Annotated in this window: 12 protein-coding genes; 8 read left to right on the top strand and 4 right to left on the bottom strand. The window is 37.5% G+C overall.

Annotation, left to right across the window (positions count from 1 at the left end):
• Positions 1 to 19: 19 nt before the first annotated feature.
• From FLUTA_RS19895 to FLUTA_RS19880, 4 genes are all read left to right on the top strand, one after another.
• Complete coding sequence (locus FLUTA_RS19895; RefSeq protein WP_013688708.1) at positions 20 to 622, top strand: DUF4494 domain-containing protein; 603 nt, start codon at positions 20 to 22, stop codon at positions 620 to 622.
• A gap of 3 nt (positions 623 to 625) precedes the next feature.
• Positions 626 to 1,273, top strand: coding sequence for a pyridoxamine 5'-phosphate oxidase (gene pdxH, locus FLUTA_RS21315; protein WP_013688707.1), 648 nt, complete (start codon positions 626 to 628; stop codon positions 1,271 to 1,273).
• 3 nt (positions 1,274 to 1,276) lie between these two features.
• Entirely contained in the window at positions 1,277 to 2,521 is a 1,245-nt protein-coding gene (locus FLUTA_RS19885) for a M16 family metallopeptidase (RefSeq protein ID WP_013688706.1), read from the top strand.
• A 157-nt stretch (positions 2,522 to 2,678) separates the two neighbouring features.
• Positions 2,679 to 3,260: a thioredoxin family protein gene (locus tag FLUTA_RS19880; RefSeq protein ID WP_013688705.1), complete on the top strand. Its 582-nt coding sequence runs from the start codon at positions 2,679 to 2,681 to the stop codon at positions 3,258 to 3,260.
• Here the strand turns inward: FLUTA_RS19880 and FLUTA_RS19875 are convergent.
• The 4 genes from FLUTA_RS19875 to FLUTA_RS19860 all read right to left on the bottom strand — a co-directional run bounded on the left by FLUTA_RS19875 (position 3,255) and on the right by FLUTA_RS19860 (position 6,073).
• The gene (locus FLUTA_RS19875; protein WP_013688704.1) at positions 3,255 to 3,956 is read right to left on the bottom strand and encodes a tRNA1(Val) (adenine(37)-N6)-methyltransferase; all 702 of its coding nucleotides are present in this window, start codon (positions 3,954 to 3,956) and stop codon (positions 3,255 to 3,257) included. The genes FLUTA_RS19880 and FLUTA_RS19875 overlap by 6 nt on opposite strands.
• A 3-nt stretch (positions 3,957 to 3,959) precedes the next feature.
• On the bottom strand, positions 3,960 to 4,487 hold the full coding sequence (rimM, locus tag FLUTA_RS19870; RefSeq protein WP_013688703.1) for a ribosome maturation factor RimM: 528 nt from the start codon (positions 4,485 to 4,487) through the stop codon (positions 3,960 to 3,962).
• 16 nt (positions 4,488 to 4,503) lie between these two features.
• On the bottom strand, positions 4,504 to 5,100 hold the full coding sequence (locus FLUTA_RS19865; protein WP_013688702.1) for a 30S ribosomal protein S16: 597 nt from the start codon (positions 5,098 to 5,100) through the stop codon (positions 4,504 to 4,506).
• A gap of 160 nt (positions 5,101 to 5,260) precedes the next feature.
• A complete protein-coding gene (locus FLUTA_RS19860; RefSeq protein ID WP_013688701.1) occupies positions 5,261 to 6,073 on the bottom strand; it encodes an outer membrane beta-barrel protein in 813 nt (270 codons plus the stop codon).
• A 74-nt stretch (positions 6,074 to 6,147) separates the two neighbouring features.
• Here FLUTA_RS19860 and FLUTA_RS19855 point away from each other — a divergent pair, with 74 nt between their 5' ends.
• The 4 genes from FLUTA_RS19855 (at position 6,148) to FLUTA_RS19840 (ending at position 13,587) form a co-directional block, all read left to right on the top strand.
• Positions 6,148 to 6,795, top strand: a complete 648-nt coding sequence (locus FLUTA_RS19855; RefSeq protein ID WP_013688700.1) for an HD domain-containing protein — start codon at positions 6,148 to 6,150, stop codon at positions 6,793 to 6,795.
• Between the two features lie 63 nt (positions 6,796 to 6,858).
• Positions 6,859 to 7,806, top strand: coding sequence for an ROK family protein (locus FLUTA_RS19850; protein WP_013688699.1), 948 nt, complete (start codon positions 6,859 to 6,861; stop codon positions 7,804 to 7,806).
• 3 nt (positions 7,807 to 7,809) lie between these two features.
• Positions 7,810 to 10,776: a GH92 family glycosyl hydrolase gene (locus FLUTA_RS19845; RefSeq protein ID WP_013688698.1), complete on the top strand. Its 2,967-nt coding sequence runs from the start codon at positions 7,810 to 7,812 to the stop codon at positions 10,774 to 10,776.
• Positions 10,777 to 11,460: 684 nt separating this feature from the next.
• Complete coding sequence (locus tag FLUTA_RS19840) at positions 11,461 to 13,587, top strand: S46 family peptidase (RefSeq protein ID WP_013688696.1); 2,127 nt, start codon at positions 11,461 to 11,463, stop codon at positions 13,585 to 13,587.
• The last annotated feature ends 101 nt before the right edge of the window (positions 13,588 to 13,688 follow it).

Below are 13,688 nucleotides of genomic sequence, written 5' to 3'. Positions count from 1 at the left end.
CTCTTAAAAATTTTGATAAATGAATAGTTGGTTTACCGTAAAGGTTAAATATACAAAGCAGTTGGAAGATGGTACTTTCAAGCGTGTTTCAGAACCTTATTTAGTAGCGGCGATGACCTTTACTGATGCTGAGGCTCGAATCTATGAAGAACTTGGAAGTTTAATCAGAGGTGAGTTTGTTGTAACAGGAATTACTCGCACAGATTTTCACGACATCTTCCATTACGAAGATGCGGACGTTTGGTACAAATGTAAAATCACATACGAAGCTGGTGCTGACGGAGGTGAAGAAGGTGCAAAAGCAAAGAAAGTTTCTCAAAATTTCATCGTTACTGCTCATTCAGTGAAAGATGCTTACGAGCGTTTGAAAGAAAGTTTGGGTGGAATGATGATTGACTATGTCATTCCTTCCATTATTATTTCGCCAATTGTGGATGTTTTTCCTTTTGGAGATGAGTCTGAGGATCGCGTAGCTGTTGATTTCGAGAAACAAGTAAAAGCAGAAGTAGCTGAGCATGCTCTTGGAACTAAAACCGTATTTTCTGCTCCAGGATCTGATGTTGATGAGTTAGAAGACGACGAAGATTCAGTAATTGATGACCAATTTGGCGAGGAAGAATAAATAATGGATGATTTTCTGAACATTATTCGGAACGACCATCATCAGTTTGACAAAGGTAAATTGGAGGATCACTTCGGTGAGGAACCTTTTGCACTTTTGGCAAGTTGGTTGCGGGAAGCTATTGAGAAACCAACCACAGAACCCAATGCAATGACAGTGTCAACTTTGGGGATTGATGGGTTTCCACGAGCTCGAGTAGTTTATTGGAAAGAATTACTGGAAGAAGGAATCGTTTTTTACACGAATTATACAAGTGATAAGGGAAAGGCTATTGAAGCTAATCCAAAAGTACATGCTTTGTTGTATTGGCCAGAAATGGAACGACAAATAAGTATGACTGGTTTTGCAGAAAAGATTCCTTCAGAGATGAGCGATTCCTATTTTGAGTCCCGTCCGCGGGGAAGTAAACTTGGAGCTTGGGCTTCTCACCAAAGTAAAATCCTTGATTCAAGAGATGAATTGGAGACACGAGTAGCTGAATATTCTGAAAAGTTTCCTGATTTTGTTCCAAGACCAGTTCATTGGGGTGGCTACTTGATTAAACCTACCAATATCGAATTTTGGCAAGGAAGACCTTCTCGTTTACATGATCGCATTGTTTTTAACTTGAAATCCGATAATTCTTGGGAGTTATACCGCAAGAATCCTTAACGAATGATAGAATTATTACCTCATATATACGTACTTTCAAATGGATTAAAGTTGGTTTACTTGCATGCGAGTTCTCCTGTTGCCCATTTGGGGGTTACAGTTCTTGCAGGGTCCAGATTTGAAGAAGACCACGAAGTTGGATTGGCACACTTTCTAGAGCATAGCATTTTCAAAGGAACTGAAAAACGAAAAGCCTTTCATATTTTATCCCGATTAGATTCTGTTGGAGGTGAATTGAATGCTTATACAACCAAAGAAGAGATTTGTGTGTATGCTTCATTTGTGAAAACGCATTTGAATCGAGCAGCGGAGTTGCTTTCAGATATCGCAATCAATAGTAATTTTCCAGAGAAGGAAATTCAAAAAGAAAAAGAAATTGTATTGGATGAATTAAATTCCTATTTGGATAATCCAAGTGATAAAATTTTCGATGATTACGAAGCGCTTATTTTCCCGAATCACCCGCTTGGAAATAACATTTTGGGAACACCAGAATCGGTACAATCATTCGGAAGAGATTCATTAAAAAGTTACGTAGATAAGTTCTTTTTTACAGAGAATACAGTCCTTTCTTTTGTGGGGGATATTCCGCTGAGTTCTTTGGTGAAACAATTAGAGAAACAATTCAAAGGAATGCCGTCGGGTAAAACGAGGGCTATTCCAAGAACTTTTGATTCCTATATTCCAGTAAAGAAGCGTGTAGAGGAGGGGAATTATCAAGCTCATGCTATTATTGGTGGAATTGCACCAGGTTATAATAGTGAGCACCGACGAGGAATGACCATGTTGACAAATGTATTGGGTGGTCCCGCAATGAATTCCCGCTTGATTCTTTCCGTTCGTGAGAAATATGGATACACTTACAATATCGAAGCTCAATATTCTCCATTTCCAGATTTGGGGTATTGGTCGATTTATTTCGGAACCGATCAAAAATACTTGAACAAAACGATTAAGATTATTTATTCGGAATTAAAGAAATTACGCGAAGTTCCTTTGACAGTGAAGCAATTGCAGCAAGCTAAGGAGCAGTTAAAGGGGCATATCGCCCTATCTTTAGATTCCAATGTAGGTTTGATGCAAGGTTTGGGAAAATCACTTTTATTGTTCAATCAAATTGACACGATTCAGGAAATTTATGCGAGCATTGATAAATTAACAAGTGCGGAGCTGCAAGAAATTGCCCAGACTTATTTTAGAGAAGAGAATATCTCGGAGTTGATCTACGACGTGAAGCAGGATTCATAATACATAATCATGATATTTCTATATTATGATATCGTTATATTACGAACAGGTTTTTTTATTCTTGAAATCCTACCTAGAAGCACCTTAATTAATTTAGCGTTTTTTGTATCTGTTTGAGATGGATTGACACTAACTTTGAATCATCAAATTTACAGTCATGACTTTTCAAACTTACATTCAACAATTCGAACAAATTTTAAACGAACCAAACCCAACAGCTCCTTACGACAACGCTGATTACTTGAATTATACCAAACTCAATTGGTCGCGGATGAATCGTTGGTTGAAAAAAGGTGAAATCCTACCACACGTAAAAGAAAAAATCCAATCCATTCAAGAAGCGCAACAATGGATTGTAATTACTGAACCTTGGTGTGGTGATGCTTCACATATCGTGCCTTTCATTCACATGATGGCCGAATTAAATCCATTAATCCACATTGACTTTGAATTGCGGGATGCTGAACCGAATAGAATTCAAGATTATTTGACGAATGGAGGAAAAGCGATTCCGAAATTAATCATCAAAAATGCCAACGGAGATCGCATGTCGCCAATAGCTTCAGCGATGGCACAAGATTTAGCCGTTTGGGGACCAAGACCAGCTGAATGTCAAGTTCTTTACCAAGACATGCATTCAAATCAAGCACCGTTTGAAGAGGTGAAAATCAAACTTCAAAACTGGTACAACGAGCATCGAGGAGTGGAAATTCAGGAAGAGATTGCAGGATTGTTATAACTCCCGATCGTGAAACTCTTTCGTTAAAATTTTGTATTCTTCCGTATAAGAACCACTTTCCGTTCTTATACACAAAGAAGATTCCTGAATTTCTGATATCTGCTTAATCAAGCAAAGAATGGTTCTTGTGGGCTTTTTTGGTTTGCCAAAGAGGGTGATTAAATCAGCTATGAATAATTCATTCGCATTTGCCAGTTGAATGATATTTTCCGTGCTTTCGAAGGGAATGATTATCCATGCTTTCCCTTCTGCGGTTAACAACCTCGTAATTGATTGGAGTAATTCTGAAAAGGAAAGACTTTCGGTATGTCGAGCCAATGATTTTTGATCATTCGGATTTTTAGAGCTGTTTTCAAAGAAGGGCGGATTACTGATGATTGCATCAAATTTTTCTTTTGGTTTGTAATCCTGAATGGCTTGATTTACAATTGTTATTTTGGTGTCAAATGGATTGTTTTGGGCATTGATTTGTGCATCAATAATCGCTTCTTCTGAGATTTCAAGACCGATAATTTCTTGGAATGGAAAACGTTGAGCACACATCAAGGCAAGAACTCCTGTTCCTGTTCCAATATCTAATAATCGTTTTGGATTTTCCCAACCACAGAGTGAACCAAGGATCATGGAATCTGTTCCGACCTTTAGCGCTGCGTGTTTTTGTTGGATTTGAAAGTGTTTGAATTGGAAAACAGGCATATTTTATCCCATGTACATTTCAATCAGTCCTTCAGGAGAAGTAACGTGTAATGTTTTGGCTTTACGATCAACTTTTTGTACCAATCCATCAATAAATGGAATGAGGATTTCCTTGTCACCATTCATCACGAGAAGTAATGGGTTTACGGAGTTGTCAATCACTTGCTCAATGATTCCTGTTTCACCAAAACGCGTATCAATCAATTTAAAACCAATGATTTCATGGTCGTAAAAGTGTTTGTCATCTAATTCAGGTAATATAGATATTGGAAGATAACAACTTTTGCGAAGAATTACTTTTGCGTCGTTTTCAGAGTCAACACCTTCTAGTTTTACGGCTGCAAACCCTTTGTTTTTTAATACAAAAGATTTGACAAAAAAGGGCGTTAATTGTCCGTTTATGTCGATAAAGAAAGCATCGAGTGTTCGGTAATCTTCCGGATTGGTTACGTCTAAAAATAGCGAAACTTCACCTTTGTATCCGTGAAGTTTCGCAATATAACCAAGTTGAAAGCAATCAGAATGTTGCATTGATCAACTTTAATAATTAAGCCTCAGCTTCTCCTTCTTCAGCAGCAGGTGCTTCCTCTGCAGGAGTTTCTGTTGTTTCTTCAGCAGCAACCTCAGGAGCAGTTTCCTCAGTTGTAGCTTCTTCCTCTGCAGGAGCTTCTACTTCTTCAACAGCAGGCGTGTTTTTTGCTTCAATAGCTTTTGCTTTTGCTTCATTTGCATCTACTTCAGCTTTCAAACGTGCAGCTTTATCAGCAACAGCGTTGTTTCCAAGACCTTCAATTTTACCTTGAATTTTAGATGCTTTATCAGCTTCCCAAGCAGCAAACTTAGTCTCTACTTGCTCTGCAGTCAAAGCTCCTTTTGTAACACCTTTCAATAGGTGATTTTTGTACAATATTCCTTTATAAGAAAGAATTGCACGTGCAGTATCAGACATTTCAGCTCCTGTACCAACCCATTTTAATGTTGATGCAAAGTTGATGTCAATTGTTGCAGGATTGGTATTAGGATTGTAAACTCCCAATTTCTCGATGAATTTACCATCACGCTTAGCGCGAGAATCTGCTACTACCAAATGGAAAATTGCTTTTCCTTTTTTACCGTGTCTTTGCAAACGAATACGTGTTGCCATAATGTTAATTGTTTGAGGTACGAAACCTCGATTAAAATGAATATTAACTTCTGTTTAGCGAATAAACAGGGTGCAAAGATACTAAAACCTTCAGAATCTGCAAATAAAAAGGACAAGATATTTCTACCTTGCCCCTTAACCAATACTATTTATCTAAAGATTATTCTCCAAATGTGATTTTGAAACCAACTTGAACAAAGAAGTTACTGAAATTGGCAACTTTACGTAATTGATCTTCTGGTTTGTTTGTATCTACATTTGGATTGGAAGATGTATTTGAAGAGCTTGTCAATTCATCCACGTAATTTATACTTTTCCCATATTCAGTCATGTTTCCTATGATGTCATTGCCACCTACACTAAATTTCGTGTATTCTGTTTTTTTCGATTTAACACGAATACTGTTTGCTCCAACTTCAGCAAATAATGTGAACTTTTTTCCAAAATGAATGTTTGCTCCAAATGCACCAGTATAACCCAAGGAAATCTTTCCATTTGTTTTCGCTTCAATTTCTTGTGTAGTTAATGGATTTGTAGAGTTACTAATTTCAGTTTTTGTTGCTCCAAGCAATGGAATTACAAAACCAGCTTTTGCATAAACAGAGAATTTTTCTCCTCCGGATTTAATAACAACCATTGGGCTTACTCGAAACTGATTGGAATATTGAACGTGCTTGTATTCTCCAAATGCAGTTGTGGTTTGGCCAACTGTAGTCTTAGACCCTAAAAATCCGTTCAAGCCCAGTTCCATTCCGAAATGATCTCCAAACATGTATCCAGGAGTTAAATTTAATTGCAGACCTGTACCTAGTGTTCCATAGATGTTTTTTTCTGAGGTTGGCGTTTGTTTTGTTTCATCAAATGTACCTCTTGGATTTCCAAGACCATATCCTACGGATAAACCAATGTTAAATTGTGCTGATGCGCTTCCAATTACAAATACTGAGAGAATGGGTAAGATTAATTTCTTCATAGTTAATAGATTTTAAATTTTCTTTGCAAGTTAGAGTGTTTTAACTAATTATGCAAGCATAATACCATGAACTAATGAATTTATTAGAAGAAGTAAAATTAATTGTAGAGCAAAAATTTCGAACCGAAAGCGCAGATCACGATTGGTATCATATTGAAAGAGTTCTAAAACTAGCTGAATACATTCAATCAAAAGAAGGTGGCGATTTATTGGTTATTCAATTAGCGGCTTTACTCCATGATATTTCTGATCACAAATTAAATGGGGGAATCAAGAATGATTGCGGAAGGGTGTCGCGGGAAATGCTTACTCGCTTAAAGGCTGATGAGAAGTTGATTGGTCAAGTATGTGAGATAGTAGATAATGTTTCGTTCAAAGGAGCAGGAGTAGAGGATGTGACTGGAAGCATTGAGTTAGATATCGTAAGAGATGCCGATCGATTGGATGCCATTGGAGCAATTGGAATAGCAAGAGCTTTTCATTACGGAGGGAAACACGACAGATCTTTTTATGAACCAAATCTTGAGCCAACGATTCATGCAAATTTTGATGCTTATTCCTCCGATAAATCACATACCTTGAATCATTTTTACGAGAAACTTTTTTTGATAAAAGACCGATTGAGAAGTAAAACAGCACAGGAAATTGGATCTCAGCGACATGATTTGATGGCTGAATTTGTAGCTAGTTTTCTAAAAGAATGGAATGTGAATTTAAAATGAATAAATTCTACTAAAACCATTTACTAAAATTAATTTATCAAAAAAAAATCCCAATTTTACCACATGATTGAACATGTTGCATTAGGAATTGATATCGGAGGTACAAACACCGCTTATGGTTTGGTAAATCGGAAAGGCGAAGTTTTGTTTGAAGATTCAATTGTTACAACTGATTATCAGGATCCTGAAAGTTTAGTAGAGAAAATCTACAATGACGTGAAGGAAAATGGATATTTGGAAAGCTTGCTTGGTTTAGGAGTTGGAGCTCCAAATGGAAATACGTTCACAGGCAATATTGAATTTGCACCAAACCTGAAATGGAAAGGTGTTATTCCAATTGCTGAATTGTTTGAACAAAAATTTCACCGCCCTACTTTACTTGCCAATGATGCAAATGCAGCTGCCATTGGAGAGCATCTTTTTGGAAATGCGAAAGATTTAAATGATTTTGTACTAATTACATTAGGAACAGGTCTTGGTTCTGGAATTTTTATTGATGGAGAATTAATCGTTGGTTCGCAGGGGTTTGCGGGTGAATTTGGACATGTTCGAGTGGTGCAAAACGGAAGGTTATGTGGTTGTGGACGAAATGGTTGCTTGGAAACGTATGTTTCCAGTACAGGAGTCGTTCGAAGTGTCAATGAGTTAGAGAGTATTCATAAAGCAGATTCGACTTTAACCAAAAAATCGAAAGTAAGCGCCAAAGAAGTATTTCTTGCAGCGAATTCAGGAGATCAATTTGCTTGTGAAATAGTTGAATATACAGCTGAAATATTAGGAAATGCTTTAGCAGATTTTGCGGCATTTTCAAACCCGAAAGCATATCTACTTTTTGGAGGACTAGCACAAAGTGGGGCTTACTTCTCGGAGAAAGTAAAAAAGTACATGGAGGAAAATTTGCTTAAAATCTATCAAGGAAATATTGAGATTCGAAATTCCGCTCTTCACGATATGAATGCTGCAGTTTTAGGCACAGCAGCTGCGATGTTTTGGAAAGCAATAAAAAAATAGCTTATGAAATACGGAATTGCTTTAGCATTAGTGATTTGGACATTCTCTGGATTTTCCCAAATTCAAGATTTGAAACGAAATTCGGATGTTGCTCGAGAAAGAATTATTCAAAGTCAACTTGCAAAAAAGGTTGTCAATCCAACTCAATACGTCAATCCGTTTATAGGAACAGGTGGTCATGGACATACGTTTCCTGGACCAGTTCTTCCTTTTGGAATGGTACAAGTTGGCCCAGATACGCGGTATGAAGGTTGGGATGGTTGTGGAGGATATCACTATTCAGATTCGGTTATTTATGGATTTAGTCATACACATTTAAGCGGAACAGGAGTTCCTGATTATGCCGATGTACTCATCGTTCCTCAACAAGGAAAGTTGAATACTATTCCAGGTTATAAAAAAGCAGGTGGATTTGGCTCGAAGTTTCAACATGCAAAAGAAAGAGCACTTCCAGGTTCGTATCATGTAGAATTGGAGAACGGAATTACAGCAGATCTAACGGCTACTTTGCGTTGTGCTTTACATCGTTATCAATTTTCAAGTGCGAAAGGGAAACGGTATATTTTGATTGATTTAGGTTACAGAGATCGGGTTTTAGAGGTTTCTGCAACAAAAACTTCTGCAAATTCGGTTATTGGAAAACGTGTTTCTGAAGCTTGGGCAACCCGTCAGCATTTGTATTTTAGCTTAGAAACATCCATTCCTTTTACCAAGTCAAAATGGATTGAAAATAAAAAAGATGGAACGTATTTGTTCTTGATGGAATTCCCAGAAGGAGTGAAAGAAATTTCGGTTCGTGTAGGTCTTTCGGGAACGGATGAAACTGGTGCGACATCTAATTTAAAATCGGAATTAAACACCTTTGATTTTGATATTATACGAGCAAGAGCAGCAGGAGCTTGGACGGCCGAACTCGCTAAAATTGAAGTGGAATCAACGAACAAAACTGTTTTAACGAACTTTTATACAGCACTTTATCATACGTATGTTCATCCATCACTTTGGTCGGATGTAGATGGCAAATACCGCGATTTCAATAATAAAATTCAGCAGTCGTCGAATTCCATGTATTCTGTTTTCTCCTTGTGGGATACTTACAGAGGTGCAAATCCATTATATACAATCACGCAACCCGAAAAAACAGCAGATTTCGTAGAGTCGTTCTTCCAGCAATATAAAAATACTGGATTGCTTCCTGTTTGGACTTTGTCGAACAATGAAACGAATTGTATGATTGGTTATCATTCTGTTTCGGTGATTACGGATGCGTACTTGAAAGGAATTCCATTGAAAAATCCGGAAGAATTATTGGAGGCGATGATTGCATCAAGTACTGCAGATCAATTTGGCAAAAAGCAATATGAGGAAACGGGATTTATTTCAGCGAATATACAAGCAGAATCGGTTTCAAAAACATTGGAATATGCTTACGATGACTGGTGTATTTCCAAATTTGCTGAGAAATTGGGTAAATCGGAAATTGCGAAAAAATATCAACTGCGTTCTGCAAATTGGATGAATTTAATGCATCCGGAAACGCGCTTTTTTCAACCGAGAAAAGATGGAATATTCTTGCCGTATTTTAAACCGAATGAAGTCAATCATCATTTCACAGAAGCAAATGGCTGGCAATATTCGTTAGCTGCCCCTCAACATATTCAGACATTGATTGATATGCACGGCGGAAATGAAGGAATGAACGATTTTTTGGATAGTTTGTTTTTAGGAGCTTCAAAAATGTCGGGCAGAGAGCAGGCTGATATTACTGGCTTGATTGGTCAATATGCGCATGGGAATGAACCTTCGCATCACATGGCGTATGCATACAACTATTGTGGTTCTCCAGAAAAAACACAGCTTTTTGTAGATTCGATATTGAAAACATTCTACACCAATAATCCAGATGGACTTTCAGGAAACGAAGATTGTGGTCAGATGTCGGCTTGGTATGTATTGAGTTCAATGGGATTTTATCCAGTAGCTCCCGGCAGTCCAACGTATGCAATTGGAAGACCCATCATGGATCATGTGATTATCAAAGGAGCCAAAAACTTTGAGGTAGTAACCAAAAACAATTCTTCGGAAAATAAATTTATTCAATCGATTACTTGGAATGGAGCTGTTTATCAAAAGCTCTATATTACTCACGAAATGATTGTTCAAGGAGGAATTCTAGAGATTACAATGAGTCCTAATCCCAATAAAGAATTGGCGAATTACGAGTTGGATTTGCGGAACGAGATTAGTCCGTCATTTGTTCCAGTTCCTTTTTTCACGGCAAGTCAAACCGTTTTTGAAGGTGAAATGGAAGTGGGGATTGATGTATTGTTTTTTGAGAAAGGAAAAGTCTATTACAGTTTAGACGGAACGAAATTTCAGCCATTTTACAAGCAAGGCGGAAAGAATATTCTTCTAACAGAAACAACTCCCGTTTATGCAAAAGTAGTGCGCGAAGATGGTGCGGAAAGCAAGGTGATTAAAACGGTGTTTACCAAATACATTCGAGATAAGAAAATCACTCTTTCTTCAGAATATGCGAACCAATATTCAGGTGGTGGACCGCAAGCTTTAGTAGATGGACAAAAAGGAACGGAGGAATATAGAGGAACTGAGTGGCAAGGAACTTTTGGGAAAGACGTAGAAGGAATTATTGAGTTGAATGAAGCGAAGGAAATTTCTCAAATTCAATTTTCCTATTTGCAAGATCAGCGCTCATGGATTTTTCCTCCTAAAAGTGTTGCAATTGAAGTGTCTAATGACGGGGTGAATTTCCGTAAATTGGGTAAAACGGATGGTATTTCGGTTACTGAAGGAGAAGTGTTGAAAATTGGTGAAATCACCGTTGAGATAGCGCCAACTACTTGTAAGTTTATTCGTTTCAGTGTGGAGAATTACGGACCTTGTCCAGAATGGCATTTAGGCGCAGGAAACCAAACTTGGTTGTTCTTGGATGAAATCACCATCAAATAATTCAAAACACTATTGTCCGATAAAAATAAAAAGGAGTTATGAGATTACCTTTTGTTTGTGGTATTTATATGGATTCTTATAATTCGAGACTTACTTTTCGCGAGATTTATTTTTAGTGATCCTGAAAATCTTAACGGCGGACAACATCCCAATTACTCACCAGAGAAGATAGAATTTCGAAGTAAAAATCATAAATTGTCCTAATGGTTGTCTTTTGGAAGAAAAGGACTTCTATTTCTGTTACTGAACTAGGAAAGTGTTTTCCATTTGAGGTCCTGACCTCGTCTTTCCTAAGGTCAGTCAGAAAGGGAAGGCCGCTTGAATGTCGTAATTGGGATCAAGGCATTTTTGCTTACTACCTTAGCATTTGACTTTTTGTGAAAGTCATGCTTCGTCTTCATGAGCAGTGCTCATTCTTTTGGCCTTAGAAAAAAGTAAGAGAATTGAGGTGTGAATGAAGTTTTTATCTGACAACACTGATTCAAAATATAATATTGAGAAGAAAAGACTCAAGACTTTAAATCGGTCTAACGTCGTGAGTCTTTCATTTGATGTCTTTTCACTAAATAATTTCATAAACAGTTAACAGAATATTTTTCCGTTTATCATATTTCCATACGAAGACAAACTTTCTGCTTAAAAAGTTCTTACCTTTAGCGCTCTTTATAAAACAAAATCTAAAGAATGAAAAAAATAATATTCGCATTGGTCTTATTGACCTATTCAATGGGTAACATTGCTCGTGCAGACGAAGGAATGTGGCTTCCATTTTTGATTGGAAGAAACTATGAGGACATGAAAAAGCATGGACTAAAATTGACTCAAGAGCAAATTTACTCCATCAATAATTCTTCTTTAAAAGATGCAGTAATCTCTTTCGGAGGTTTTTGTACGGGTGAAATCATCTCGAATCAAGGATTGATTTTAACGAATCACCACTGTGGTTATGATGCAATTGCTGGTGCTTCAACTCCAGAGCAAAACTATTTAGACAATGGTTTTTGGGCGAAAAATTTCAAGGAAGAAATCGCTGTTAAAGGGTTGACAGCAACTTTCATGATTCGTATGGAAGACGTAAGTCAGCAAGTATTGAAAGAATTGAATTCTAAAATGACTGCTGAAGAACGCGCTAAAAAAATCAAAGAAGTGACTGATATCTTAGTAAAAGATGCTGTTGCAGGAACGAAATACGAAGCATTCGTGCGTGATTTCTACGACGGAAATGAGTTTTACTTGTTCGTGAAAGAAACGTTCAAAGATATTCGTTTGGTAGGAACTCCTCCACAATCAGCAGGGAAATTTGGTGGTGATACAGACAACTGGGAATGGCCACGTCATACAGCTGATTTTTCGATGTTCCGCGTTTATGCTGGGTCAGATAACAAACCAGCAGATTTCAGTGATTCAAACGTTCCATTGAAGCCAAAACATTCTTTGCCCATTTCATTGAAAGGTGTGAAGCAAGGTGATTACGCAATGGTTATGGGATTCCCAGGAAGAACAAATCGTTATTTGACTTCTTACGGAGTTGATCAGGCAATTGCTATTGAGCAGCCAAAAATCGTGGATATCCGAGCGAAAAAGTTGGAGATCATGAAAAAATACATGGACAAAGATGTAGCAGTTCGTTTACATTATTCGTCTAAATATGCGCAAGTTGCGAATTACTGGAAGTATTTTATTGGTCAAACAAAACAGTTGAAAGCAAATAAAGTAGCTGATAAGAAACGCAAAGTAGAAGAGGAGTTTGCTAAATTTAGTGCAGGCAAGGAAGAGTACGCTGGTGTTGTTTCAGATATTGAGAATGCATTTAAAGCAACGAATGATATCGTTTATATCAAAATCTACCAAAGCGAATTTGTACGTCAGGTAGATATCAATTCAATGGTTTACTTATACAAATTGGCGATTGATGCGAAAAACGCAGGAAACGATCAGCGATTCAATGGACTGATGGATGCAGCGAAAGCTTCTGCTGAAGAGATTTATGCAGAGCGTTCAATGGATATCGAATTGGAAACATTGGGTGAAGTATTGAAAATGTATATCCGCGACGTTCCAATGAATCAACAAGTTGGAATCACGAAATCAATTGGTGTGGATGGAGTAGATGCATTTATTGCACGTGTAAAATCAAGTTCTGTTTTCGCTTCCAAAGAGCGTTACGAAGAGTTTATGAAGAATTTTGATGCTGCAAAATTAGCTCAAGATCCATTGTTTATCTTATTGAAAGATTTAGACAACGCATACCAAGCTGCAGTAGGACAAGATGCTATCAAGTCTGCTGGTGAGAAATTGGCGCGTGCTAATCGCTTGTTTGTAAAAGGTGTTCGTGAAATGCAACCAAACAAGAAATTCTATCCAAATGCAAACTCTACGATGCGTTTGACTTACGGAAATGTATTGGCTTACGATCCACGTGATGGAGTTCATTACGACTTCTTCACGACATTGGATGGTGTGATGCAAAAAGAAGATCCTACAAACCCTGAATTCGTGGTTGATCCGCGTATCAAAGAATTGTGGGAGAAAAAAGATTACGGTCAATATGGTTCTAATGGAAAATTAGCTGTCAACTTCCTTTCAAATAACGATATCACAGGTGGTAACTCAGGTTCACCAGTTATCAACGGAAACGGAGAGTTGATCGGTACTGCATTCGACGGAAACTGGGAAGCAATGTCGGGAGATATCTATTTCGAACCAAACATTCAACGTACCATCTCTTTGGATATCCGTTATACGCTTTGGTTAGTAGACAAATGCTACGGAGCAACAAATTTGGTGAATGAAATGAAATTGGTGAAGTAACAAAGTAATCCTGCGGATCACTTCGTTACTTTGTAACCAATAAATAGACGAATAGAAAAGTCCCGAAGCGATGGTAACATCTGCTTTGGGGCTTTTTTTGT

It is taken from the genome of Fluviicola taffensis DSM 16823, from assembly GCF_000194605.1.
Taxonomy (GTDB): Bacteria; Bacteroidota; Bacteroidia; order Flavobacteriales_D; family Crocinitomicaceae; genus Fluviicola; species Fluviicola taffensis.
This window is presented reverse-complemented; position numbering and strand designations above follow the sequence as displayed.

What these genes read in the sequence shown, in the direction of transcription:
- FLUTA_RS19850 (WP_013688699.1), top strand. Translation starts at nt 6,859, where the DNA reads ATGATTGAACATGTTGCATTAGGAATTGATATCGGAGGTACAAACACC.
- FLUTA_RS19860 (WP_013688701.1), bottom strand. Translation starts at nt 6,073, where the DNA reads ATGAAGAAATTAATCTTACCCATTCTCTCAGTATTTGTAATTGGAAGC.
- FLUTA_RS19845 (WP_013688698.1), top strand. Translation starts at nt 7,810, where the DNA reads ATGAAATACGGAATTGCTTTAGCATTAGTGATTTGGACATTCTCTGGA.
- FLUTA_RS19865 (WP_013688702.1), bottom strand. Translation starts at nt 5,100, where the DNA reads ATGGCAACACGTATTCGTTTGCAAAGACACGGTAAAAAAGGAAAAGCA.
- FLUTA_RS19855 (WP_013688700.1), top strand. Translation starts at nt 6,148, where the DNA reads ATGAATTTATTAGAAGAAGTAAAATTAATTGTAGAGCAAAAATTTCGA.
- pdxH (WP_013688707.1), top strand. Translation starts at nt 626, where the DNA reads ATGGATGATTTTCTGAACATTATTCGGAACGACCATCATCAGTTTGAC.
- FLUTA_RS19875 (WP_013688704.1), bottom strand. Translation starts at nt 3,956, where the DNA reads ATGCCTGTTTTCCAATTCAAACACTTTCAAATCCAACAAAAACACGCA.
- rimM (WP_013688703.1), bottom strand. Translation starts at nt 4,487, where the DNA reads ATGCAACATTCTGATTGCTTTCAACTTGGTTATATTGCGAAACTTCAC.
- FLUTA_RS19880 (WP_013688705.1), top strand. Translation starts at nt 2,679, where the DNA reads ATGACTTTTCAAACTTACATTCAACAATTCGAACAAATTTTAAACGAA.
- FLUTA_RS19840 (WP_013688696.1), top strand. Translation starts at nt 11,461, where the DNA reads ATGAAAAAAATAATATTCGCATTGGTCTTATTGACCTATTCAATGGGT.
- FLUTA_RS19895 (WP_013688708.1), top strand. Translation starts at nt 20, where the DNA reads ATGAATAGTTGGTTTACCGTAAAGGTTAAATATACAAAGCAGTTGGAA.
- FLUTA_RS19885 (WP_013688706.1), top strand. Translation starts at nt 1,277, where the DNA reads ATGATAGAATTATTACCTCATATATACGTACTTTCAAATGGATTAAAG.